The following is a 23,113-nucleotide window of genomic DNA, read 5'->3' as shown; positions in this document are numbered from 1 at the left end:
GGTCGTGGCCGCTGCTCGCCCGCTGTACGACGCCCGAGGAACGGGAGCGGGCGGAGCAGGCGCTGCGGGCGGCGCGCGCGGGCACGTACCGCTTCCTAGGGCACGGTCAGGACGACGATGCGGCCGTCGGGGTCGGTGAGGGTGTGCCGTCCCCGGGCGTATCCCGGAGCGGCGGCCGTCAGCCCGAGACGGAGGTATCCCGTCGTGCCCCGGCGGCCCGCGGGATACAGCTCGAACACGGTGCCGTCGAGTTCGGCGGCGTAGTGCTCCGGGCCGGTGCCGTGCCGCTCCGGCACCAGGGGGAGGCCGAGTCCGGCGTAGAAGGCCCGGCAGGCTTCGAGCCGCTCCGTGTAGATGACCGTGAGGCCGGACCGTACGGACGGCGGAGGCACGCTGTCCGCGGCGGCGGAACCCCGGGCGGGGCAGAAGCCCTCGTCCGCGTCGATCGGCGTGCCCGCGGTGTCAACGAGGTGGTAGCACGTGCTGTTGGCCCACACCGTGACCGCGTCCGGCCGGTGCTCGACCAGGAACGGTTCGTCCGCGCCCAGGACCGCGTGCCAGGGGCCGTCCTTGTCCGGGGAGTGGATGACCAGGACCCGGGTCTCGCCCGGTGGGATCCGATGGGCGTCCGCCCAGGGCTCCACGGTGAGTTCCAGCGGCGACGGACCGTCGTTGTTGAGCAGCAGGCGTGCGGTTCCCGCAGCGGTCATGTCGGCCTCCTTCGCGAGCCGGGGGAGCGGAGCCTTCCGTACCGGTGGTGTTCGGGCATCCGGGCCGGTCCTACCGGTGGCCGGGAACGGCCGGCCCCCGGGCGATCAGGACATCGGCCTCGTGGTGCCAGCCCAGGGAGGTGTACAGGCGTTGGCCCTCCTCGCTGGCGATGAGCAGACCGGTACGGGCACCCTGCGCCACGGCGGCCTCCGCCAGCGCGCTCATCACGGCCCGGCCCAGGCCGCGCCGTCGGTGCGCCGGGTCCGTCTCGATACGGTCGGCGATCGCGTCGGCACCGGTCACCGCGATGGTGCCGCGCGCCGCGACCTCGCCTCCGGGGCCGTGGAGGGAGACGACCGTGACGGGTCCATCGGTGCGGATCTCGCGCTCGTACGGCGCCGCGGGCGCGTGCCGCGGGTGTCCGGCCAGGCCGGTCGTCATCAACCACTCGGCCCGGTGCACCAACTCCAGTCCGGCGGCGCCGACGACGGCTTCGACGGCTTCCGGCCGCAGCGTGGGCACCGTGAGCCAGGTGGACCGCTCCGCCACGGCGACGGCTGCCGCCAGCCGCACCAGGGATTCCGGCTCCTCGTCCGCGCGCAGTGCGAACACCTCGACCTCACGGCCGGGTTGGTCGCACGCGGACCGCAAACCGTCCCCGGCGGACCCGGCCGGCTCGGCCCCGGGCAGCGCGCGAGCCACGGTCCAGCCGGTCAGCCAGCGCCGTATCAGCTCTGATTCGATCTTCGCCATCCGGCGATTAGAGCATGGTCGAGGGCCCGTGGCCGGGTGAGTTTCCTCCCGGTAGCCGGCCCGCCCGGCAGCGGGTTCCCGGCCCGTCCTGGCTGGCCATCGGCGCGGGGCGAGAAGGCCGGGGCCCATGAAGCGGGCGCGGTAGGCGCCGAGCCGCTCCTCACCGGTCCGGGCGGGGAGCGCCCGGGTGGGCGAAGCGAGCGTGACCACTGCGCCCGGCGCGCGTTGTGCGGGGCGCCCGCCCGCCGAGTGCGCCGGTGGGCGCCATCTCACGGGAACAACGGATTGGGGTACGGAGATGCTGCTGAGACGAGTGGGGCAACGGCTGTGGCGCGTGATGGCGGCGGCCGTCGGGGCCGCGGTGCTGGTCGGTCTGACACCGGCTTCCGCACCCGCCGTCGTGGGAGGAAAGGAAGCGGCGGCGGGGCAGTTCCCGTATATCGCGGGACTTCACACCAGCGCTGGACACTTCTGCGGAGGGACGGTCATCGGGCCGAAGCATGTGCTGACCGCGGCCAACTGCGTCGAGGGGCTGAGGGCCGCGGACCTGATCGTCCATGCCGGGAGCAGGGACAGGACCAGCGGAGGTATCCGCAGTGGGGTGGTGTCGATCCGGATGCACCCCGACTACACCGTTTCCCCCAGCCCCACGCACGATATCGCGGTCCTCACCCTGCCCCAGGCCCTTCCGTTCGGCGACAACCTGAAGGCCGTTCCCCTGGCCGACCAGGTCCCCGCCACCGGTACCGCAGGCACCATCGCCGGGTGGGGCACCCAGACGTATCCGAGCAACACTCAGCCGAAAATCCTTCAGTACGCCGAAGCGCCCACGCTCGATGCCACCGCCTGCGCTCGCGCCATGCCCCGCTACGGGATCGGCGCGTCACATGTGTGTTCCTATGCCGGAACCCGTGTGGGGGCGTGCCAGGGCGACAGCGGCGGTCCCTTCGTCGTCGGCGGTGTGCTCGTGGGCGTGATCTCCTGGGGCATCCCCTGCGCCAAGGGGCACCCCGATGTCCATACGAGTGTTCCCGCCCACCTGGAGTTCATCAAGCAGGCGATGACCGCCTCGCCCTGATTCCGCCGGGACCGGAAGAGGAACGGGCAAGGGTTGCTTTGCATATCTTGCGCCGCCGTACATGCGGTGGCGCATTCCGGGAGATTTTCCGGGAGGACGCAGCAGATCGAATGGCAGAAGCCCGTCGCGGGGCGATGACGCGTCTGGCTAACGATCGGCTGCCCCCGTCCGCCCCTTCGGGCAGGCGGGGGCAGCTTGCTTCCTGCCGGTGGTGCCCCGGCCGGTCCGCGACGCCCTACAGCGCCTGCGCCGCCGGCTTCACCATGCCGCGGACCGTGCGCGACTTCACGAAGTCGCCCATCGCCGTCATCTCCCACTCGCCCGAGTACTGGCGGATCAGCTTGGCCATCATCACGCCCGTCTGCGGCTCGGCGCCCGTCAGGTCGAAGCGGACCAGCTCCTCGCCCGTCGCCGCGTCCAGCAGACGGCAGTACGCCTTGGCGACCTCGGTGAACTTCTGGCCGGAGAACGAGTTCACCGTGAAGACCAGGCCGGTGGCCTCGGCGGGGAGGCGGCCGAGGTCGACCGTGATCACCTCGTCGTCGCCCGCGCCCTCACCGGTGAGGTTGTCGCCGGAGTGGCGGATGGAGCCGCCCAGGATGTTCAGCTTGCCGAAGTAGCAGCTGTCGAGGTGGTTGCGCTGGGGGCCGTACGCGATCACCGAGGCGTCGAGGTCGATGTCCTTGCCGCGGTAGGCGGGCTCCCAGCCCAGGCCCATCTTCACCGAGGAGAGCAGCGGGCGGCCGCCCTTGACCAGGGAGACCGTCTGGTTCTTCTGGAGGTTGACCCGGCCCTTGTCGAGGTTGATCTTGCCGCTGGGGGCCGGGGCGGCCGGGGCCGCGGCGGGTGCCGGAGGCGCGGGCGGGGCCGGCTGGGCCACCGGGGCCGGGGCGGGCGGAGCCACGGGGGCGGCGGCCACCGGGGCCGGGGGCGCGGCGGCGGGCGGCTCCTCGTCGACCGAGACACCGAAGTCCGTCGCGATGCCCGCCAGACCGTTGGCGTAACCCTGGCCGACCGCACGGACCTTCCACGCCCCGTTGCGCAGGTAGACCTCCACGACCACCAGGGCCGTCTCCGCGCCCAGGCGGGGCGGGGTGAAGGTGGCCAGCGGGCTGCCGCTGTCGGCGTCGCGGACGGTGGCGGTGGGCTCGATGCCCTGGAAGCTCTGGCCCGCCGCGTCGGGGCTCGCCGTGATCACGATCTTCTCGATGCCCGGTGGGACGGCCGCGGTGTCGACCACGATCGCGTCCGGCGCGGAGCCGCCGCCGGAGCGATAGGTCACCCCCGGGCCCGCCGGCTGGTTGTAGAAGATGAAATCGGCGTCGGAGCGTACCTTGCCGTCGGCGGTGAGGAGCAGGCCCGATACGTCGAGCCGCACGGGGGCGGCGACGTCGACCGCCACACGGGCGGCGGTGAGAGGGATGTTCGAGCCGGGGGTCATAGCGGTCATGTCACAGGTAACGACCGGGACCGCTTTGCCGTTCCCTTACCGTTCCGTCCGCTCTCTTCCGGCGCCCCCTTTCACTCTCCGGGGCCATACCGACGACTCCGCCCGGCCGTATGACAGGGGAGAGGGAGGAAGGAGAGGAAGGGGGAAGGGCCGCGCCCGGCCCCCGGGACGGGAGCGGGCACGGCCCCTTCGCCGCGGACCGCTACTTCAGCGCCGCCGCCATCATCTTCTGCGCGACCGGCGCCGCCAGGCCGTTGCCGCTGACCTCCGAGCGCGGGCCGCCCGCGTCCTCGACGACCACCGCGACCGCGACCTGCTTCCCGGTGTCCTTGTCGGTCCCGTACGACGTGAACCACGCGTACGGCTTGCCGCTGTTGTTGACACCCCGCTGTGCGGTGCCCGTCTTGCCGCCGACCTCGGCGCCCGAGAGCTGCGCGTTCGAGCCGGTGCCCTCCTCGACCACGGTCACCATCGCGCTGCGCAACTGCTCGGCGGTCCGCTCCGAGACGATCCGCTTCCCCGGCTTGCCGTCGTACGAGTCGAGCACGGTGCCCTCGGCGTCGACGACCTGGGACACCATGTGCGGCGAGGCGAGGACGCCGTCGTTCGCGATCGCCGCCGAGACCATCGCCATCTGGAGCGGGGTGGCCGTGACATCGAACTGGCCGATGCCGGTCAGCCCGGTCTGCGGCGCGTCCAGGCCCTTCGGGTAGACACTCTCGTACGCCCGCACCGGAACGTCCCACTCCTTGTTGAAGCCGAATCGTTCCGCCGTCGCCCGGACCGTGTCCTGGCCCAGGTCGATCGCCAGCTTGGCGAAGACGTTGTTGCAGGACCAGCGGAGCGCCTCCCGGATCGAGGCGTTCTCGCAGGGCGCGCCCGGGATGTCGTTCCGCAGCGGCTTGGTGGTGAGGGGGAGGGTGTACGGCATCGGGCTGTCGGTCCGCTCGTCGACCGACCCGTACCGGCCCTCCTCCAGCGCCGCGGCCGCCACGACCAGCTTGAACGTCGAACCCGGCGCCAGCGGCTGCCGCAGCGCGCGGTTGACCATCGGCTTGTCGGGGTCGGCGAGGAGCTTCTGCCAGGCGTCGCCGTCCGTGGTCCCGGCGATCACCGACGGATCGTACGACGGTGTGCTGACCAGCCCCAGGATCCGGCCCGTCGACGGCTCGACGGCCACCGCGGCGCCCTTGGTGGAGCCGAGCGCCCGGTACGCCGCCTTCTGCACGTCCGGGTCGATGGTCGTGAGCACATCACCCGGCTCCTGCCGGGCGCGGGTCAGCGCGTCCACCGGGTTCTTCAGCCGGGGGTCGGTGCCGTCGAGCACCTGGTCGTAGATGCCCTCCAGCTGGGTGGAGCCGTACGCCTGGGAGCTGTACCCGGTCACCGCCGAGTACAGGCCCCCGTCGGTATAGGTGCGCTGGTACTCCAGATCGCCGCCGGGGCTGGGCTGGGAGCCGGTGACGGGGTCCCCGGCGACGACGATGTCGCCCAGCGGCTGGGCGTACTGGTCGATGACCTGGCGCCGGTTCTTGTCGTTCTCCGCGAGTGCCTCCGCCTCGTACGCCTGCACCCAGGTGGCTCTCACCAGCAGGGCCAGCACCAGCAGCAGCGTGAAGACGGCGGTGTGTCTGATCGTCTTGTTCATCGCACCGGGAATGACGACCGGCGCCCCCGGGATGGTTCCCGGGCGGTTCGTCCCGTTCCGCCGGAGCTGCCCGCCGGGGCCGGCGACCGGGGCCGGTCACCGGGGGCGCGGGACGCAGGGCGCGCGGCGCGCTCAGCGCGGGGCCACGAAACCCGTCTCGTACGCCGCGATCACCGCCTGGGTGCGGTCCCGGGTGCCCGTCTTCGCCAGCACCGAGGCCACATGCGTCTTCACCGTCGCCGCGCCGACGCCCATCCGCTCCGCGATCTCCGCGTTCGTCAGGCCCGTCGCGATCAGCCGCAGCACCGTCGCCTCCCGCTCGGTCAGCGCGGCCGCCCACGGCGGGGGAGACCCGGCCGCCCGGCCGGTCCGGGACGCGGCCAGTGCCCGTACCGCCGCCGGGAAGAGCAGCGAATCGCTCCGCGCCACCAGCCCGACCGCCTGGATCAGCTCCTCCGCCGCGGCCCGCTTCAGCAGGAAGCCCGCGGCCCCCGCGCGCAGCGCGTCGTACACATAGGCGTCGTTCTCGAAGGTGGTCACCACCAGGATCCTCGGGGGTGCCTCCGGCGGCGCGGCGGCGAGGATCAGCTCGGTGGCCCGGATGCCGTCGATGCCCGGCATCCGTACGTCCATCAGCACCACGTCCGGGTTCAGCTCCCGGACCACCGACACCGCCAGGGCGCCGTCCGCGGCCTCGCCGACGACCTCCATACCGGGTTCGGAGGAGAGGATGGCGCGCAGGGCGGTGCGGACCATCTGTTCGTCGTCGGCGACCACGATCCGCAGATTCCGGCCGGTGGTTCGGGCGGCGTCGCTCACCGGGCACCGCCGCCGGGGCGTCCGGCCAGCGGCAGTCCGGCGGACAGCCGCCATATCCCGGGCGGGGTGTCCGGGGAGTCCGTGGCGGGCGGGGTGTCCGGGGTGTCCTGGCCAGGGGGCCGCCCGTGTGTCCCGTGTTGCCTGTGCGTCCGGCGCGCCCCGGCCGGTCCGGACTCCGCCGTTCCGCCGAGCAGGACGGCCCGCTCGGCGATCCCGCGCAGCCCGCGGCCCCCGCCCGGACGTACCGCCCGGAGCCGGTCCGGCAGCGGATTCTCCATCGTGATCTCCAATGTCTCGTCGTGTACGGCGATCCTCAGCGACACCGGGACCCGCCCGGCATGCCGCAGGGCATTGCTCAGCCCCTCCTGCACGATCCGGTACGCCTCCCGGGACACCGCCGGGGGCACCGCCGCCGGATCGCCCGTGCGCTCCAGCTCCACCGGGACCCCGCCCAGGGCCAGCAGCCCGTCGAGGTCCGCCAGGGTCGGCCCGCCGTCCCCGCCCGCCGGGCCCGGCTCCTCCCGGAGCAGGCCGAGGACGGTGTCCAGTTCGCCGACCGTACGGCGGGTGGTCTCCTCGATCAGTTCCAGCGCCCGCCGGACGAACTCCGGATCGTGGTCCAGCACCCGCCGGGCCGCGCCCGCCTGGAGCGTGACCGCGCTCAGCGCGTGCCCCACCGAATCGTGCAGCTCCCGGGCGAGCCGGTTCCGCTCGGCGAGCCGGGCCGCCAGCCGCTCCGCCGCCGCGAGCCGGTCCGCGGGGGACGGGCCCAGCAGCACCGGGGCCGCGCGCGCCAGCAGCGTCCCGGCGGCCGCGGCACCGGCGGCGAGCGCCACCAGCATGGCCGCACCGGCGAGCGGCAGCAGCAGGAACCCGCCCGGCGGCAGCTCCGGCAGCCGCAGTGCCGCGTACACCGGCGGCACCAGCGGGGCCAGCATCAGACTCGCCGCGAACGGCGTCAGCGCCAGCGTGGCGCCGCTGACCAGCGCACCCAGACCGGTGTGCAGGGCGAACCAGCCCGCGGTCCGCACCCGGGCCGCCCGGGACCGGGCGGGCCCCTCCGCGAACGACCCCTCCGGCACTCCGCACAGCGCCCGCGCCGCCGCAATGCAGAGCGGGCGGGCGGGGCTGAACAGGGCGGTTGCGGCAGCCAGCGGGACGGCGATCGCATAGGCCCCGAGCTGGACGGCGACGGATCCGCCGAAGAGCGCACGGCCCGCGCCGAAGACACTGAGCAGGACCGTGGCGAACAGCCAGTACGGCATCAGAAGCGCTCCGCCCAGCACGAGGTGCAGCCAGCGCAGCCGGGCCCGTGAACCGGTCAGGACGTGCGTTCTCATGGGGCTACGCTCCCACGGCGGCGGCTGTCCCGGTGATCTTCGTCCGGGGCCGGCCCGGGCCCCGGAGGAATCGTTCGGGTACGTCCGCTTTCCGTCCCCGCCGCCGGAGCGGCCCGTTACGGATGGGGGACGGATTCACGGATTCCGGTGCCGGGACCGTCCGGCCGGGAATGTCCCACCCGGCGCAGACGTTGACGCCCGGTAAACCTGTTTGCCGGCCGGCCGGAGAGTGGAGAGAAAGCCGTGATGCGCGTCGAGATCTGGAGCGACATCGCCTGCCCGTGGTGCTACATCGGGAAGGAACGCTTCGAGAAGGGGCTCGCCCGGTTCGAGCACCGCCGTGAGGTCGAGGTGGTGCACCGCTCCTTCGAGCTCGACCCGGACCGCCCCAAGGGCCGGGTCGACCCGGTCGTCGAGATGCTGATGCGCAAGTACGGGCGCAGCTTCGAGGAGGCGTCGGCGATGGAGGAGCACGTCGCCTCCAACGCCCGGGCCGAGGGTCTGCCGTACCGCACCGAGGACCGCGACCACGGCAGCACCTTCGACATCCACCGGGTGCTGCACCTGGCGAAGGAGCGGGGTGTCCAGGGCACGCTGCTCGACCTGGTCTACCGCGCCAACTTCGCCGACGAGCGGTCCGTCTACGACGACGAGGTGCTGGTGGCGCTCGCCGTCGAGGCCGGGCTCGACGAGGCCGAGGTACGGGGTGTCGTCGCCGACCGCGAGGCCTACGCGGCCGGGGTCCGCGCCGATGAGCGGGAGGCCGCCGACCTGGGGGCGAACGGAGTGCCGTTCTTCGTCTTCGACCGGCGGTACGGCGTCTCCGGCGGCCAGCCCGCCGAGCTGTTCACCCAGGCGCTGGAGCAGGCGTGGAAGTCCCGGGAGGCGGCGGCGGAGTCCGCGTGACCCGGGCCGGGGCGGTGCGACCCGCAGGGCGGGCGCGCCGGTCGCGGGCCCGGCGCCGTGGAGCGCCTCCGGGCCCGGGGCGTCCTCCGGTGGCTCCGCTCCGGTGCGTCGCCGCAGGTCACAGTTGACCCGGTGGGTCACCGGCGCGCAGGGTGACCCTATGGAGAATCCGGGCTTCACCGACGAGTTCGCACTGGAATCGACGTATCTGAACACCGCCTCCTGCGGGGTACTGCCCCGCCGGTCGGCCGCCGCGCTCGCGACCCTGGCGGCGGAGCTGACCGCCGGGCGGCCCGGCGGCGCGGGCGACTACGACCGGGTGGTCGCCGTGCGGGAGTCCTTCGCGGCGCTCGCCGGCGTCACCGCCGACCGGGTCGCCGTGGGCAGTTCCCTGTCCACCGCCGTCGGCCTGGTCGCACAGTCACTGCCGCCCGGCGCGGAGGTGCTGTTCCCGGAGGGGGAGTACACCTCCGTCGTCACCCCGTTCACCGAGCGCGGTGACCTCGTGGCGCGCTACGCGCCGCTCGAAGGGCTCGCCGACGCCGTCCGCCCCGGTACGGCGCTGGTCGCGTTCTCGCCGGTGCAGTCCGCCGACGGGCGGATCGCCGATACGGCGGCGGTACGCGAGGCGGCCGCCGCGCACGGGGCCCGTACGCTCGCCGACACCAGCCAGTCCGCGGGCTGGCTGCCGCTGCGCGCGGACGGGTTCGACTACACCGTCACCGTCGCCTACAAGTTCCTGACGGGTCTTCGCGGGGTGTCGTTCCTGACCGTCGCCGAGGAGGCCCAGTCCGCCCTCCGGCCCCTCTATCCCGGGACCTTCGCCTCCGAGGACGGGGCCCTGTACGGCCCGGCGCGGAGCCTGGCGGCCACCGCGCGCCGGTTCGACGAGTCCCCGGCGTACGCCGCCTTCCACGCGACGGCCCCGGCGCTGGAGCTGCTGGCGGAGGTGGGCGTGGAAACGGTCCACCGGCATGTCACGGCGCTGGCCCGCCGGTTCCGCGAGGGCCTCGCCGAGCGGGGGTACAAGCCGGTCCCGGTCCTGGCCGGGGAGTCCGCGATCGTCTCGGTCCCCGGGCTCGCGGACCGGGTGCCCGAGCTCGCCGCCGACGGCATCGTGACCACCGCCCGCGCGGGCGGACTGCGCGCGTCCTTCCACCTCTACAACACGCCCGGACACGTGGACCGGATCCTGGCCGCGCTGGAGTAGCGGGAGCAGGGCAGGAGGGGCAGGAGGGGCGGGAGGGGCGGGAGGCGGGGCCGGTCCGGACGCCCCCGGCCGTACCCGCCCGCTGTCCGGTCACTCCGGGAGGACGCACTCCCCGGCCTCCCGGCAGAGGTTCAGCTCCGTCTTTGCCAGCAGTCGCAGCAGCTCCCGGCGCTCGTGTTCGTCCAGGCCGGTGAGCAGGTGCTCCTCCAGGCCGGACAGGACCGCCTCGACCGCGATCCGCAGGTCGTCGCCGGAGTCGGTGGCCTCCACCAGCACCGCCCGGCGGTCCTCGGGGTCGGGATACCGGCGGACGTGTCCGGCCTGCTCCAGGCGCTGGAGCATCTTGGTGACCGTGGACGGGTCGAGGTCGGCGGCCTTGATCAGATCGGACTGGCGCGAGGGCCCCCGGGTCCACAGATGGACCATCACGAACTCCTGGCCCGGGTAGAGGCCCAGCCCCCGCAGGAGCTTGCCGCTGGCCATCCGGTGCAGCCGGGCGACCCGGGAGACCGTGAAGGAGACCGGCGCCTTCTCGTCGCAGACGAATCCGACGCGGTACTCCGCACCGCCACCGTCGCAGGAGGCCCCGGGTGCGGCGGCGGAAACCGCACCGGAGTGCCCCGCACCGCCGTCGCACGGACCGCCGTCGCACGGACCGTCGGCCCCTTCGCCGGAGGGGCCGGGCGTGCCGGGTGCCCCGGCGCGCTCCCCGGCGACGGCGGATCCCGTGGATTCCGCGGATCCCGCCCGGGTCACGTCTTCGGCCTCGGTCGTCATCGGACCCTCCTCGCAGGTGTCGGTGCCGGTCGCGGGATATGCGCGTCAGTCTCCCCGTCCGCAGTGACAGTGTCTCCGAAGTGCCTTCGAAAATTTTACCTTGGCCGACCAAGGAAGTGCGCTACAGTGACTCCCGACCGAATTGATTGGTCGACCACACATTATCAGTTGGTCGACCATGTATTTTCTTTGGGGAGCCCTCAGTGACCACCGTGACCACTGCTTTCGACGCCTTCGACCTCGCCGGACGCCCGCTCGCCAACCGGATCGTCATGGCCCCGATGACCCGCAGCCGGGCCTACGGACCCGGGCTCTCGCCCACCGACGCCACGGTCGAGTACTACACCCAGCGCGCTTCCGCGGGGCTGATCATCACCGAGGGCACCCAGCCCTCCGTGGTCGGCCAGGGCTACCCCGATACCCCCGGGCTGCACAGCGGCGAGCAGGTCGAGGGCTGGCGCCGGGTCACCGACGCCGTCCACGAGCGCGGCGGCACGATCTTCGCCCAGCTCATGCACTCCGGGCGGATCGGCCACCCCGATCTGCTGCCCGGCGAGCTCCGCCCGGTCGCGCCCTCCGCCGTCCGCCCGGACGGGCAGATCTTCACCAAGGAAGGGCTGCTGGACTACACCACCCCCGCGGAACTCTCCGCCGACGGGATCCGCGCCACCATCGACGACTACGCCTCCGCCGCCCGCAACGCGATCGACGCCGGCTTCGACGGGGTGGAGCTGCACGGCGCCAACGGCTATCTGATCCACCAGTTCCTCGCCCCCAACACCAACCGGCGCACCGACGAGTGGGGCGGCTCCGAGGAGAACCGGATCCGGTTCGCCGTGGAGACCGTCCGGGCGGTGACCGAGGCCGTCGGCGCCTCGCGCGTCGGGCTGCGGCTCTCGCCCTCCAACCCGTACAACGACATCCAGGAGCCCGCGCCGGACGCCCTCTACCGTTCGCTCGTCCGGGCGGTCGACCCCTTCGGCCTCGCGTATCTGCACCTGCTGGAGGCCACCACCGGACTCCGGCCGCTGACCCGGGAACTGCGCCGCGAGTTCTCCGGCACCGTGGTGCTCAACCCGTCCACCGACGGGCCGACGGGCCATGACGCGCTGGGTCTGATCGAGGACGGCACCGCCGATCTGATCGCCTTCGGCGCGCTCTTCCTCGCCAACCCGGACCTGCCGTCCCGGCTGCGCACCCAGGGCCCGTACAACACCCCCGACCAGGCGACCTTCTTCGGCGGCGACGAGCGGGGCTACACCGACTACCCCGCCCTGGCGACCGTCTGACCGGACCGGACCGCCGGATCGGACCGCTTGAGGGGGCGGCCGGTGCGGACCGCCGGAGGGGACGGCCGCCGCGGGGGAGGGGGTGGCGGCATCGCACGGGGGAGGGGGCGGGTCCGGCCGGGCCCGCCCCCTCCCCCGCGTAACCGTGCTATCCGGGGCGTACGGGAGTGAAGTCCCGCGCCCCGATGAACTCCGGCCGCCGTACCGGCGCCGCGAACGGCTCCACCGCCGCGTTCTCCACACTGTTGAAGACGATGAACACATTGCTGCGGGCGTACGGCGTGATGTTGTCGCCCGAGCCGTGCATGCAGTTGCAGTCGAACCAGGTCGCCGAGCCGGCCCGGCCGGTGAAGAGCCGGATCCCGTGCTCGTCGGCGAACCGGGTGAGCGCCCCGTCCGACGGCGTTCCCGCCTCCTGCATCCGCAGGGAGCGCTTGTAGTTGTCGTCCGGGGTCGCGCCCGCGCACCCCAGGAAGGTGCGGTGCGAGCCGGGCATGATCATCAGCCCGCCGTTGGTGTCCCGGTTCTCGGTCAGCGCGATCGACACCGAGACCGCGCGCATGCCCGGCATCCCGTCCTCCGCGTGCCAGGTCTCGAAGTCGGAGTGCCAGTAGAAGCCGGAGGCTCCGAAGCCCGGCTTCACATTGATCCGGGACTGGTGGACATAGACGTCCGAGCCGAGGATCTGGCGGGCCCGGCCCACCACCCGCTCGTCGCGCACCAGCGCGGCGAAGACCGCGCTGAGCCGGTGCACCTCGAAGACCGAACGCACCTTCTCCGAGGCCGGTTCGACGATCGCGCGCTCGTCGGCGCGGATATCCGGATCGGCGATCAGCCGCTCCATCTCCGCGCGATAGAGCGCCACCTCCTCGTCGGTGATCTGGTCCTCGACACCGATGAAACCGTTGCGCTCGTAGGAGGCCAGCTCGGCGGGGAGCAGCGGCCCGGGCGCGCCCGGCGCCGACCAGACGACCGGATCCCGGCGCGGGGTCGTCACCTCCGCGAGGCCGCGGGTCGGATAGAGGTCGTGGTGTACGGCGGTGCCGGTGGCGGTCGCCATGGTTCAGCCCTCCTCGGTGATCAGGGGATAGACGCCGTTCTCGTCGTGGTCCTCCCGGCCGGTGACCGGCGGGTTGAAGACACAGACGCAGCGGAAGTCGGTGACCGGACGCAGGGTGTGGCGTTCGTGCCGGTCGAGCAGGTACATCGTGCCGGGGCCGATGGTGTGGACCTCGCCGGTCTCGTCGTCCGTCAGCTCCGCCGTGCCCTCGACACAGAGCACCGCCTCGATGTGGTTCGCGTACCACATCGACGTCTCCGTGCCCGCGTAGAGCACGGTCTCGTGGAGGGAGAAGCCCACCCGTTCGCGGGCCAGCACCAGACGTTTGCTCTCCCAGGTCCCCGAGGCCGCTCTCACATGCCGGTCGGTGTTCTCGATGTCGTCGAGGGATCGGACGATCACGCTGTGGTCACCTCTCGTTGTCGCTCGTGCTGATACTTGTGTTCGTGTTCGTGCTCGTGCTCGTGCGGTACGGGGACGGGGGCGTCAGACGGTCTCGCGGACGGCGCGCGCCAGGACCCGCAGCCCCTCGTCCAGCTCCGCGGCGGAGACGGTCAGCGGCGGCAGCAGCTTGACCACCTCGCCCTCGGGGCCCGAGGTCTCCAGCAGCAGGCCCAGCTCGAAGGCCCGGGCGCAGATCGCCGACGCCCGCTCCTTGTCCGGGAATTCAAGGCCCCAGACCAGCCCGCGGCCGCGGAAGCCGAAGCCGGGCTCGGGGCCCTCGCCCGCGAGAGCCAGCAGCGACTGTTCGATCTGCTCGCCGCGCTCCAGCGTCTGCTTCTCCAGTTCGCCGTCGGCCCAGTAGGTCCGCAGCGCGGCGGCCGCGGTGACGAACGCCGGATTGTGTCCGCGGAAGGTGCCGTTGTGCTCGCCGGGTTCCCAGACGTCCAGCTCCGGCAGGAAGAGGCAGAGCGACATCGGCAGCCCGTAGCCGCTGATCGACTTGGAGAGGGTGACGATGTCCGGGACGATCCCGGCCTCCTCGAAGGAGAAGAAGCCGCCGGTCCGGCCGCAGCCCATCTGGATGTCGTCGACGATCAGCAGCATGTCCCGCCGCTCGCACAGCTCCTTGAGCGCGCGCAGCCACTCGGGCCGGGCGACATTGATTCCGCCCTCGCCCTGGACGGTCTCGACGATCACGGCCGCGGGCTTGTTCAGCCCGGACCCCTGGTCCGCCAGCAGCCGCTCGAACCAGAGGAAGTCGGGGACGGTGCCGTCGAAGTAGTTGTCGAACGGCATCGGGGTGCCGTGGACCAGCGGAATGCCCGCGCCCGCCCGTTTGAAGGCGTTCCCGGTGACGGCGAGCGACCCCAGCGACATCCCGTGGAAGGCGTTGGTGAAGGAGACCACCGACTCCCGGCCCTTCACCTTGCGGGCCAGCTTCAGCGCCGCCTCCACCGCGTTGGTGCCGGTGGGCCCCGGGAACATCACTTTGTACGGCAGGTCGCGCGGCCGGAGCACCAGGTTCTGGAAGGTCTCCAGAAAGGTCCGCTTGGCGGTGGTCGCCATGTCCAGTCCATGGGTGATGCCGTCCCGTTCGAGATAGTCGAGCAGGGCACGTTTGAGTACGGGGTTGTTGTGCCCGTAGTTGAGGGAGCCGGCACCGGCGAAGAAGTCCAGGTAGGAGTGGCCGTCCTCGTCCGTGAGGCGGCTGCCCCGGGCCCGGTCGAAGACGGCGGGCCAGCCGCGGCAGTAGCTGCGGACCTCCGACTCCAGGGTTTCGAAGACGCTGAGGGCGGGCGGGGTGATGGTCACGGTCTCTCCCGGGGGTGTGGGGCGGATCGGTTCGTACGGGACGGGGCGCGGGACGCCCGTACGGCGGCGGGCGGGCGCCGGCCGCGGGCGGGTGCGCCGTGGATCGGCGCGGCGCGGCGTAGCGCGGCGTGGCGCTCAGCGGTCGAGCGGCCCGATGCGGTAGAGCAGCTCCGGCTCATGGCCCGCGCCCGGCGGGAACAGCGGTCCGTCGAAGAGGACGGTGCGGTCGAGGAATGCGCCGCGGCGCTCGGCGAAGGCCCGGAACAGCCGGTCCGAGGCGGTGTTGCCGGGGGTGACGGTGGTCTCCAGCTGCCGGATGCCCCGCTCCGCCGTCACCCGGGTGGTCAGCGCGTCCAGCAGTGCGCCCGCCAGACCGCGGCCCCGGTGTCCGCGGTCCACCGCGATCTGCCAGACGACCAGTGATGCGGGCCGGTCGGGACGGACGTAGCCGGTGACGAACGCGACCGGCTCCCCGTCCGGGCCCCGGGCCACCAGCGAGGTGGCGGCGAAGTCGCGGCACCACAGCAGATAGCTGTACGAGGAGTTGAGGTCCAGGACCTCGGAGTCGCGGGCGATACGCCAGAGCGCGGCCCCGTCCTCGACACGGGGGCTTTCGATAACGGTGAATTCACTGCGGGAATCGGCTCGTACCAGGTCGTCCTGCGCGGTGTTCATGCCGGTTCAACTTACCGATGGAATTCAAGTAATGCATGGTCGCTGCGGGTTGGGGAGACGGCGGCGATGTGTTATCGCGCGGGCGCGAGGTACTCATCGGACCTCCGGGTGTTTGCCCGTATACGTCCGGAAAATAAGCCGCAAAATGCCCCCATTGTGGGGTCGGTCACATGCCCTGAATCACCGGATCGCCCTGTCGTAACTTTAGCGTTTAGGGCCCGGGAACCGGGGCAGAAGAAAACGGGAAGCTGCCGTCGCAAAAGGCGACGAAAAGCTTCCCGTTTTCACTCGTTCCGCTATGAATTTATGGCCCTGGAATTCTTTTCCCGGGGCGGATGTGCGGTCGTGCGCGCGGCGGCTACGCCCAGGCGGCCAGGGCCGCGCGCCGCGCCGCCGTCTGGTCCACCGGCTCCGGCGCCGCGCCCGAGGCGGCCAGCGCCGCACCCAGCGCCGACAGCGAGGACAGCACCGCGTCCTGGGTGGCGTCCGCGCCGTAGTGGTTCACCCGGATCATCTCCCCGGCCAGCGCGCCGCCGCCCGCGACCAGCGGCAGCGAGGGGTCGGCCGCCAGCGCCGCCGCCACCAGACCGGCCGCGTCGACTCCGGCCGGAGTCCGCAGTGTCGTGGCCACCGGAGCCGCGTCCCGCGCCTCGTGGACATACGGCGTCAGCCCGCCGCCGAGCGCCGAAGCGCCCGCGCGGGTCGCCGCCGCGGCCGCCGCATGCCGGGCGATCACGGTGTCCGGGCCGTCCTTCTCGATCCGCTCGATGCACGCCTCCAGCGCCAGCATCTCCAACTGGGCGGGCGCATGCAGCAGAGTCCGGCGGCCCCCGTCGATCCACCGCTCCTTCCAGTCGAGGAGCGAGAGGTACGAGCGCCGGGGCGCGGCCGGGTTGGCCGCGAACCGCTCCCAGGCCCGTCCGCTCACCGACACCGCCGACACCCCGGCCGGGCCGCCCATCGCCTTCTGCGCCCCGATCACGCACAGATCGACGCCCCAGGCGTCCGGCAGCAGCGGCTCGGCCGCCACCGAGGCCACCGCGTCCAGCATGAACAGGGCGCCGTGCGCCCGGACCACCTCGCCGATCTCCGCGACCGGGTTGGTGTTGCCGGTCGCCGCCTCGGCATGCACCAGGGAGACGAAATCGATATCGGGGTGCCCGGCCAGGGCCTCTTCGACCTGCGCCGCGGTGACCGCGGTGTGGAACGGCACCTCCAGGTCGACGACCTTCGCCCCGGCGTCCCGCAGCCAGTTGCCGAAGGTCTGGCCGTACGGGCCGGTCACCACGTTCAGCGCGGTGGAGCCGGGCCGGGCGCCGGACCGGATGCAGCCCTCCAGCGGCAGCAGCGCCTCGCCCTGGGTGATCACGACGTCCTGCTCGGTGCCGAGCAGGGCGGCGACCCGCCGCTCGATGGCCGCGAACCGGTCGGCGGTCAGCGGGGGGAGGTCCAGAAACGGATGTGTCACGTTGGGCGCCTTCTTCGGACGGTCGGACGGTTCGGTTCGGGCCGGAATGTTCCGGCCACTCGCACGAGGGTACCGAGCCGGCAGAGGGGCTCCGGCGGGCCCGCCCGGCGCCCGCCGCGCCCTCGTGGGCCGGTTCCCCGCCCTCGTAGAGTGCGGATATGAGCGATCACACGGTGCTGCATGTGAAGGGGCGGGTGCTCGCCGGCCCCGAGGACGTCCGGGACGAGCTGTGGGTCGTCGGCGGCCGGATCACCTACCGGCGGCCCGCGGCGGAGGCGGTCACCGTGACCGGCTGGGCGCTCCCCGGTCTGGTCGACGCCCACTGCCACGTCGGCCTGGACGCGCACGGCGCGGTGGACGCCGAGACCAGCGAGAAGCAGGCGCTGACCGACCGCGACGCCGGCACCCTGCTGATCCGGGACGCGGGCTCGGCGGCCGACACCCGGTGGATCGACGACCGGGAGGACCTGCCGAAGATCATCCGGGCGGGCCGTCATATCGCCCGCACCCGCCGCTACATCCGCAACTACGCCCATGAGATCGAACCCCCCGACCTGGTGGCCTACGTCGCCCGCGAGGCCCGGCGCGGCGACGGCTGGGTGAAGCTCGTCGGCGACTGGATCGACCGGGAGGCGGGCGATCTGACCGCCTGCTGGCCGCGCGCCGAGGTCGAGGCGGCCATCGCCGAGGCCCACCGGCTCGGCGCCCGGGTCACCGCGCACTGCTTCGCCGAGGACTCGCTCCGCGATCTCGTCGAGGCCGGTATCGACTGCGTCGAACACGCCACCGGACTTACCGACGACACCATTCCGCTCTTCGCCGAACGCGGCGTCGCCATTGTGCCGACCCTGGTCAACATCGCCACCTTCCCGGCGCTCGCGGACGGCGGCGAGGCCAAGTTCCCCCGCTGGTCCGGCCATATGCGCAGGCTCTACGAGCGGCGGTACGACACCGTGCGGTCGGCGTACGACGCCGGTATCCCCGTCTTCGCCGGCACCGACGCGGGCGGCTCGCTCGCCCACGGCCTGGTCGCCGCCGAGGTCGCCGAACTGGTGAAGGCCGGGATCCCGCCGGTCGAAGCGCTCTCCGCGACCACCTGGGGCGCCCGGGAATGGCTCGGCCGGCCCGGACTGGTGGAGGGCGCGCCCGCCGACCTCGTCGTCTACGGGGAGGACCCGCGCGCCGACGTACGGGCACTGGCGGCACCCCGCCGGGTGGTGCTGAACGGGCGGATCGTCGGCTGACCCCGCGGCGGTGTCCCGGTCGGCGGCGACATCCGGCCGGGCCGCCGTGCTCCCGGCGGCCCGGCGGGAGCGCACGGGCGGGCGGCTCCGCGGACCCGGAGCGGGAGGCGCCGTGTTGACCGGGCGTGACGTCCGGCCGGTTCCGGTCGTTGAAGCTTTTTCCGGCCGTTCTGCCGCACCGGCCGGAACGCCCGCCGGGACCGCTCCGGGCAGCTCCGGAACCGTTCAGGGGCCGTGACCGGAGGGGCTCCGGGTAACGGATGTGTCCTGGAAATCGAATGTCCTCACGGAAACCCCTCTTTGGGGTGAACTGACGCCGGGTATCCGTCAGTTCACTCTCAGTGCGTAAAGATGTGGGCGTCCCGGTCGCCCGGCCGCGTGTCCCCGTGGCCCGTGCGCGACGTCTTTCTCCTGTGGGGGTTCCACCATCTTGAACAGCACTGCCTTCGGCCTGCCCGCTCGCCGCCTCGCCGCCGTCACGGCCGCCGCCGCCCTGGTCGCGGCCCCCGTCGCGCTGGCCGGCCCGGCGCAGGCCACCGGAGGCGGCACGGAGGGCCGGGCGGGCGCGGTCGTCCTCCGCGCCGGGCTCGACGTGTCCCTCCTCAACAAGTCCGTCCGGGTGCCGCTGACCGCCACCCTGAACCAGGTGCAGGCCCCCGCGAGCGCCGAGCGCACCGCGCTCTCCGTCCGGCTCGACGGCGTCGACGGGGGACGGGCCTTCCAAGTGCTCAGGGCGGACGTCGCCACCGCCCGGGCCACCGCGGACCGCGGTAAGGCCGAGGGCTACGCCAATCTGGCCCGGGCCCGGGTGCACCTGCCCGGTCTGCCGCTGCTCTCCCTCATCGAGGTCGAGCAGGTCACCTCGCGGGCCGTCTGCGCCGCCGGGAAGAAGCCGGTGGCCGAGTCCAATGTGCTCGGTACGGTACGGGTCCTGGGCCAGAAGGTCACACTCACCGCGGGCGGCCGCACCCGGATCGCCGTACCGGCCGTCGGCGAGGTGACCCTCGACCTGTCGAGGACCGTCACCACCTCCCGTACGGCCGCCGCCACCGCTCTCGAACTCAAGGTGGACGTCAATCCGCTGAAGCTGAACGTCGCCGAGGTCAGCGGCGCCGTCACCCTGGTCGAAGCCGTCTGCGAGACCCCGAAGGCGGCCGCGGCCAAGCCCGAGGAGCCGAAGAAGGAGCAGCCCGAGGAGCCGAAGTCCGAGGTGAAGACCCAGACCGGCGACGAGCCCACCGAGAACCTCGCCGAGACCGGCGGCAGCTCCACCACCCTCTATCTGGCGGGCGGTTCGGCCGTCCTCCTCGGCCTGGGCGGCGGCGCCCTGCTGGTGGCGCGGAACCGCGCCCGCGGCCGCGTCTGACCCGGCCGCCACGACGGGTACGGCCCCTGTCCCCGGGCCGTACCACGACCGCGACCGCCCCCGTCGCACCGCAACGGGCCGCACACCCGGCGCGGGGGCGGTCGCGCTCCTTCCTGGCCGCCCCCGCGCGGGGGCGGCCGGACGCCCCGGGGCAGCCGGATCACGGCCGCCCTCGGCCCGGCCCCCGGTGACCGGCGGCCGGGCGCCGCCTCCGGCGCGGCCCGTCCGGACCGGGGCACGGGCCCGCGCCCCGGTGACGCCCGCTCAGACCGTCGCGTGCAGGATGCCCTCGTACGCCAGCCACTGCGAGAACCCGTGCAGCCCCCGGCCGAGTTCCCGGACGGGCTTCCACCCCGGCAGCCGGGGAGCCTGCGGTACGGGACCCGGACCGGTGGTCCGGCGCCGCGGGGCCGGGGCGCTCTCCAGCGGCACCGGCCGCACCGACTCCCGTACCAGTTCAGCCAGATCCCGTACGGACACCGGCTCGGCCGGCGGGAGCAGCACGGCGGGCTCCGCCGGGGGCGAGACCACCGCATGGGCGAGCGCGTCCGTCAGATCCGCCGTGTGCAGCGGGTGAAGCGGCCGTCCGCCCGCCTCCCCCGGACCGGCCGGCTTCAGCGGCTGATAGCGCAGCGCGTCCCAGACCAGTGCGCCGATCACCGAATCGCGCGGGCAGCCGGGCCCGTACAGATCGCCCGTATAGAGGGTGTGGACCGACCGGACCGCGCCCGTCGCCCGGTCGACGACGGACAGCGCGACCCCAGCCGGGGCCCGGCCGCCCGTCCGGTGCAGCGGCCGGAGGTCGATCAGCGCGTCCAGCCCCCGCAACGGCCCCGCCGCGCCCCCGGCGGCGGCCGGGGTCACCGTGAAGCCCTTGTCGGCGAGGCCCCGGGCGATGTGCTCGCCCAGCGGGCTCGCCCCGCCCGCCAGGCCCACCGCGACGGTGCGCGCCGCGGCCGCGGGGGCCGGGCCCGCGACCGCCGGGCGCCGTACGGGACGGCGCTCCCCGGCCGCCAGCCCGGCGGCCAGGCCCGCCCCGGCGACCGCCGCCAGCTCGTCCCGTACCTCCGTGATCTGCTCGTAGGACCGGCGGTGGCTGATGCCGCCGGGGCCGATCGTCGCCAGCGCCTCCGCCAGCACCGGATCCCGGGCCGGATCGGGGATCTCGCCGCGGCCGTCCCGCCGGTGGACGAAGCCCAGGGCGAAGGCGGTGAGCCAGGTGCCGCGTACCGCCTCCCGGTCCGCTACTTCGGTCAATCCCAGCATGGCCGAATCCAGTCTTTCGATTCGAATTCCCGAGCCCTCCAGAAATGACTCGCATTCAAGATGCAGCCACCGCTGGGGGCCCGGCTCTTCGAGCCGGACGGCACACTGGGCGACACCGTTCTTGAAGAAGGGTGCCACTCGCAGTCCCGACAACCGGACATCCTCGTCCGCCGGGCGGTCGCCGGGCAGAAAGCAGACCGAACGGCGCGGTCCCCGGAAGGCGTTCCCGGAAATGCTGCCCAGATCCTCGTGCTCGGCCAGGCTGGGCACCGCCACATAGCCGGGGATGCCGTTGTCGCGCATAAAGCGGTGCATCAGGATGTCGTCGGGCCAGGCGTCCAGCCGGGCCCTGCCGTATTCCACGAATCCGGCCGCCACATCGCGCGGCAGCACGATCGCCACACAGGGGAAGTACTCGTTGACGGCGGCCGTCCAGCGCGCCCCGGCCAGTGCCCCGAGGCGCACCGCGGCGCCGTTGCGGGAGTCCCAGAGGGCGAAGAGCGCCAGCGCCGCGTGCGGCATCGCCGCCACCGCCGCCCGGGCCCGTTCGAAGAAGGCGTCGGAAAGCAGCATGTCGTCCTGGACCACCAGATGGTGGGTGGCGCCCTCCTCGATGGCCGACCAGGCCGCGAGCGCCGTGCGCAGCACCGAGGGGCGGCCGCCCGGGTCGGGGTCCATGACCACCCGCAGGGCCCCCGGAGGTGCGGCGCCGGCCAGTTGCTCGGCGGCCGCGAGCCGCTTCGGATGGGTCATCACCGCGCCGCTCAGACGATAAGACGTCACAGAACCTCCGTGCTCCGTTCCGGGCCGGCCCGTGCCGGACCCCTCCGGTGTCCCGCGCGCCGTCGGGCGGTTCACCGTTCCCCGTCTGTTCCGCCCTTTCGCAACGGTTTTCCGCCGCGCTGGCCGAATAGCGGTAGGGGAATCCGGCGGGCCGCATACGAATCCGGACACTACGATGCCGCTTTCACCGTCCGCAAGAGTGCCAAAAAGGCGCCCTGGTTCCGGCCGTTGAAGATCGTCATGCTGGCTGCTGTACACGATTCACCAACGAACGGCCGTATCGGCCGCAAGGAGTCTGCATGCCGGGCACGAACGCTGGCGCCAACGCCGTACCGGGCCGGAACGAAGACCGGAACGAAGACCGGAACGACGGCCGGAACAAGGACCTGAACGACGGGACGGGCCGGGTGGCGGGGAACACTGCGGAACAGGAAACGGAATCCATCGTGGAAAACAGCGCGGAGAATTCGGTCCCGGCCAGGCTGGAGAAGCTCCGGGGCTCCCGGATCGTGGTCACCGGCGGCGGCGGACTGGTCGGCAGCAGGCTCACCGCCCTCCTTCTCGGCGCCGAGGCCGAGGTCGTCGTGCTGGACCGGATGGACGCCTATCCGGAGGCCGTCCACGAACGGTTCGGCACCCGCGGCTCCGGCGCCGAACTGGTCGTCGGCGACGTCGGCGACCGGGACGCCGTACGCCGGGTGATGGACGGCGCCGACCTGCTGGTGCACGCCGCCGCCTTCGCGGACGTCGCCGCCTGCACCCGCCGCCCCGATATCGCCTTCGAGGCCAATGTCGCCGGTACCGAGACCGTTCTGGAGGAGGCCGCGGCCGCCCGGGTGCGCCGGATGGTCTTCGTCTCGTCGGCCGCCGTCTACGGCAACGGCACCTCCCCGCTCGACGGCCCCCAGCGCTTCGCCGAGGACCAGGCGGCCCACCCGCTCTCGGTCTACGCCAACTCCAAGCTCTGGGGCGAGCACCAGACCCGGTTACTGCTGGCCGGCACCGGTACCGACTATGCGATCCTGCGCTACTTCTCCGTCTACGGAGACCCCCAGACCCCCAAGCCCGGCAGCCACTCCTGGATGGTCGCCTGGCTCGCCATGCACGCCAGGGCCGGACTCCCGATGCGGCTCAACGGCGGCGGCCACCAGGTCCGGGACCTCGTCCACGTCGACGACATCGCCGCCGCCACCGCGCTCGCCCTGGTCGAGGACGGAGTGGTCGGCGAAACCGTCAACGTCGGCTCCGGAATAGCCACCTCCGTACGCGATGTCGCCGAGCTGATCGCCCCCTACTACCCCGGCGCCCGCTTCCTCACCACCCCGCGCCCCGCCGACGACCCGCTCGGCGGCTACGCCGCCACCGACCGGATGCGCGAACTGCTCCGCTGGACCCCGGGCATCAGCGTGCGCGAGGGTGTCGACCGGTACGTGCGCTGGCTCAACGCCACGCCGGACGCGGTGCCCGCCTGGCTGACGGAGCCGGCGTGACACCGGCGGCCACGGCCGGTGAACG

At 73.0% G+C, this 23,113-nt stretch carries 19 protein-coding genes and 1 pseudogene; 7 read left to right on the top strand and 13 right to left on the bottom strand.

Features of this window, described 5'->3' with window-relative positions; all coding sequences use genetic code 11:
* Positions 1–95: 95 nt before the first annotated feature.
* Both ACWDR0_RS18435 and ACWDR0_RS18430 read right to left on the bottom strand, forming a co-directional pair.
* Positions 96–710: a hypothetical protein gene (locus ACWDR0_RS18435; protein ID WP_456352735.1), complete on the bottom strand. Its 615-nt coding sequence runs from the start codon at positions 708–710 to the stop codon at positions 96–98.
* Positions 711–780: 70 nt separating this feature from the next.
* On the bottom strand, positions 781–1,464 hold the full coding sequence (locus ACWDR0_RS18430; RefSeq protein WP_456352734.1) for a GNAT family N-acetyltransferase: 684 nt from the start codon (positions 1,462–1,464) through the stop codon (positions 781–783).
* A 298-nt stretch (positions 1,465–1,762) separates the two neighbouring features.
* Between ACWDR0_RS18430 and ACWDR0_RS18425 the strand changes: the two genes are divergently transcribed.
* A complete protein-coding gene (locus ACWDR0_RS18425) occupies positions 1,763–2,542 on the top strand; it encodes a S1 family serine peptidase (RefSeq protein ID WP_456352733.1) in 780 nt (259 codons plus the stop codon).
* A 235-nt stretch (positions 2,543–2,777) separates the two neighbouring features.
* Here ACWDR0_RS18425 and ACWDR0_RS18420 read toward each other — a convergent pair whose 3' ends face one another.
* The 4 genes from ACWDR0_RS18420 to ACWDR0_RS18405 all read right to left on the bottom strand — a co-directional run bounded on the left by ACWDR0_RS18420 (position 2,778) and on the right by ACWDR0_RS18405 (position 7,799).
* Positions 2,778–3,992, bottom strand: coding sequence for a TerD family protein (locus ACWDR0_RS18420; RefSeq protein WP_456352732.1), 1,215 nt, complete (start codon positions 3,990–3,992; stop codon positions 2,778–2,780).
* Positions 3,993–4,194: 202 nt separating this feature from the next.
* Positions 4,195–5,640: a penicillin-binding transpeptidase domain-containing protein gene (locus tag ACWDR0_RS18415; RefSeq protein ID WP_456352731.1), complete on the bottom strand. Its 1,446-nt coding sequence runs from the start codon at positions 5,638–5,640 to the stop codon at positions 4,195–4,197.
* Positions 5,641–5,772: 132 nt separating this feature from the next.
* Positions 5,773–6,459, bottom strand: a complete 687-nt coding sequence (locus ACWDR0_RS18410) for a response regulator (RefSeq protein WP_456352730.1) — start codon at positions 6,457–6,459, stop codon at positions 5,773–5,775.
* Positions 6,456–7,799: a sensor histidine kinase gene (locus ACWDR0_RS18405; protein WP_456352729.1), complete on the bottom strand. Its 1,344-nt coding sequence runs from the start codon at positions 7,797–7,799 to the stop codon at positions 6,456–6,458. Before ACWDR0_RS18405 ends, ACWDR0_RS18410 begins: the two co-directional genes overlap by 4 nt.
* A gap of 246 nt (positions 7,800–8,045) precedes the next feature.
* Here ACWDR0_RS18405 and ACWDR0_RS18400 point away from each other — a divergent pair, with 246 nt between their 5' ends.
* Both ACWDR0_RS18400 and ACWDR0_RS18395 read left to right on the top strand, forming a co-directional pair.
* Positions 8,046–8,705: a DsbA family oxidoreductase gene (locus tag ACWDR0_RS18400; RefSeq protein ID WP_456352728.1), complete on the top strand. Its 660-nt coding sequence runs from the start codon at positions 8,046–8,048 to the stop codon at positions 8,703–8,705.
* Positions 8,706–8,865: 160 nt separating this feature from the next.
* Positions 8,866–9,915: an aminotransferase class V-fold PLP-dependent enzyme gene (locus tag ACWDR0_RS18395; protein WP_456352727.1), complete on the top strand. Its 1,050-nt coding sequence runs from the start codon at positions 8,866–8,868 to the stop codon at positions 9,913–9,915.
* Between the two features lie 90 nt (positions 9,916–10,005).
* On the opposite strand, the pseudogene ACWDR0_RS18390 reads toward ACWDR0_RS18395, so the two are convergent.
* Positions 10,006–10,440: pseudogene (locus ACWDR0_RS18390) on the bottom strand (MarR family winged helix-turn-helix transcriptional regulator); the annotation flags it as partial.
* A 464-nt stretch (positions 10,441–10,904) separates the two neighbouring features.
* Here ACWDR0_RS18390 and ACWDR0_RS18385 point away from each other — a divergent pair.
* On the top strand, positions 10,905–11,981 hold the full coding sequence (locus ACWDR0_RS18385) for an alkene reductase (protein ID WP_456352740.1): 1,077 nt from the start codon (positions 10,905–10,907) through the stop codon (positions 11,979–11,981).
* 148 nt (positions 11,982–12,129) lie between these two features.
* On the opposite strand, the gene thpD is transcribed toward ACWDR0_RS18385, so the two are convergent.
* The 5 genes from thpD to ACWDR0_RS18360 form a co-directional block, all read right to left on the bottom strand.
* Positions 12,130–13,041 carry an ectoine hydroxylase gene (gene thpD / locus ACWDR0_RS18380; protein WP_456352726.1) on the bottom strand — a complete coding sequence of 304 codons (912 nt, stop codon included), beginning with the start codon at positions 13,039–13,041 and terminating at the stop codon, positions 12,130–12,132.
* Positions 13,042–13,044: 3 nt separating this feature from the next.
* Entirely contained in the window at positions 13,045–13,443 is a 399-nt protein-coding gene (locus tag ACWDR0_RS18375) for an ectoine synthase (protein WP_456352725.1), read from the bottom strand.
* A gap of 84 nt (positions 13,444–13,527) precedes the next feature.
* Positions 13,528–14,796, bottom strand: coding sequence for a diaminobutyrate--2-oxoglutarate transaminase (gene ectB / locus ACWDR0_RS18370; protein WP_456352724.1), 1,269 nt, complete (start codon positions 14,794–14,796; stop codon positions 13,528–13,530).
* A gap of 135 nt (positions 14,797–14,931) precedes the next feature.
* The gene (gene ectA, locus ACWDR0_RS18365; protein ID WP_456352723.1) at positions 14,932–15,471 is read right to left on the bottom strand and encodes a diaminobutyrate acetyltransferase; all 540 of its coding nucleotides are present in this window, start codon (positions 15,469–15,471) and stop codon (positions 14,932–14,934) included.
* Between the two features lie 358 nt (positions 15,472–15,829).
* Positions 15,830–16,939, bottom strand: a complete 1,110-nt coding sequence (locus tag ACWDR0_RS18360) for a pyridoxal-phosphate-dependent aminotransferase family protein (protein WP_456352722.1) — start codon at positions 16,937–16,939, stop codon at positions 15,830–15,832.
* Between the two features lie 158 nt (positions 16,940–17,097).
* Between ACWDR0_RS18360 and ACWDR0_RS18355 the strand changes: the two genes are divergently transcribed.
* Together ACWDR0_RS18355 and ACWDR0_RS18350 are read left to right on the top strand one after the other, a co-directional pair.
* Positions 17,098–18,183: an amidohydrolase family protein gene (locus ACWDR0_RS18355; RefSeq protein ID WP_456352721.1), complete on the top strand. Its 1,086-nt coding sequence runs from the start codon at positions 17,098–17,100 to the stop codon at positions 18,181–18,183.
* A gap of 430 nt (positions 18,184–18,613) precedes the next feature.
* Complete coding sequence (locus tag ACWDR0_RS18350) at positions 18,614–19,549, top strand: SCO1860 family LAETG-anchored protein (RefSeq protein ID WP_456352720.1); 936 nt, start codon at positions 18,614–18,616, stop codon at positions 19,547–19,549.
* A 264-nt stretch (positions 19,550–19,813) separates the two neighbouring features.
* On the opposite strand, the gene ACWDR0_RS18345 is transcribed toward ACWDR0_RS18350, so the two are convergent.
* Complete coding sequence (locus tag ACWDR0_RS18345; RefSeq protein WP_456352719.1) at positions 19,814–21,598, bottom strand: hypothetical protein; 1,785 nt, start codon at positions 21,596–21,598, stop codon at positions 19,814–19,816.
* A gap of 299 nt (positions 21,599–21,897) precedes the next feature.
* Between ACWDR0_RS18345 and ACWDR0_RS18340 the strand changes: the two genes are divergently transcribed.
* Positions 21,898–23,088, top strand: coding sequence for an NAD-dependent epimerase/dehydratase family protein (locus ACWDR0_RS18340; protein ID WP_456352718.1), 1,191 nt, complete (start codon positions 21,898–21,900; stop codon positions 23,086–23,088).
* Positions 23,089–23,113: the final 25 nt, after the last annotated feature.

The organism is Streptomyces sp. NPDC003691, assembly GCF_053981115.1.
Note: the sequence above shows the minus strand (reverse complement) of the source record. Positions and strands in the feature narration are given on the sequence as shown.

What these genes read in the sequence shown, in the direction of transcription:
- ACWDR0_RS18435 (WP_456352735.1), bottom strand. Translation starts at nt 710, where the DNA reads ATGACCGCTGCGGGAACCGCACGCCTGCTGCTCAACAACGACGGTCCG.
- ACWDR0_RS18430 (WP_456352734.1), bottom strand. Translation starts at nt 1,464, where the DNA reads ATGGCGAAGATCGAATCAGAGCTGATACGGCGCTGGCTGACCGGCTGG.
- ACWDR0_RS18425 (WP_456352733.1), top strand. Translation starts at nt 1,763, where the DNA reads ATGCTGCTGAGACGAGTGGGGCAACGGCTGTGGCGCGTGATGGCGGCG.
- ACWDR0_RS18420 (WP_456352732.1), bottom strand. Translation starts at nt 3,992, where the DNA reads ATGACCGCTATGACCCCCGGCTCGAACATCCCTCTCACCGCCGCCCGT.
- ACWDR0_RS18415 (WP_456352731.1), bottom strand. Translation starts at nt 5,640, where the DNA reads ATGAACAAGACGATCAGACACACCGCCGTCTTCACGCTGCTGCTGGTG.
- ACWDR0_RS18405 (WP_456352729.1), bottom strand. Translation starts at nt 7,799, where the DNA reads ATGAGAACGCACGTCCTGACCGGTTCACGGGCCCGGCTGCGCTGGCTG.
- ACWDR0_RS18400 (WP_456352728.1), top strand. Translation starts at nt 8,046, where the DNA reads ATGCGCGTCGAGATCTGGAGCGACATCGCCTGCCCGTGGTGCTACATC.
- ACWDR0_RS18395 (WP_456352727.1), top strand. Translation starts at nt 8,866, where the DNA reads ATGGAGAATCCGGGCTTCACCGACGAGTTCGCACTGGAATCGACGTAT.
- thpD (WP_456352726.1), bottom strand. Translation starts at nt 13,041, where the DNA reads ATGGCGACCGCCACCGGCACCGCCGTACACCACGACCTCTATCCGACC.
- ectA (WP_456352723.1), bottom strand. Translation starts at nt 15,471, where the DNA reads ATGAACACCGCGCAGGACGACCTGGTACGAGCCGATTCCCGCAGTGAA.
- ACWDR0_RS18355 (WP_456352721.1), top strand. Translation starts at nt 17,098, where the DNA reads ATGAGCGATCACACGGTGCTGCATGTGAAGGGGCGGGTGCTCGCCGGC.
- ACWDR0_RS18340 (WP_456352718.1), top strand. Translation starts at nt 21,898, where the DNA reads ATGCCGGGCACGAACGCTGGCGCCAACGCCGTACCGGGCCGGAACGAA.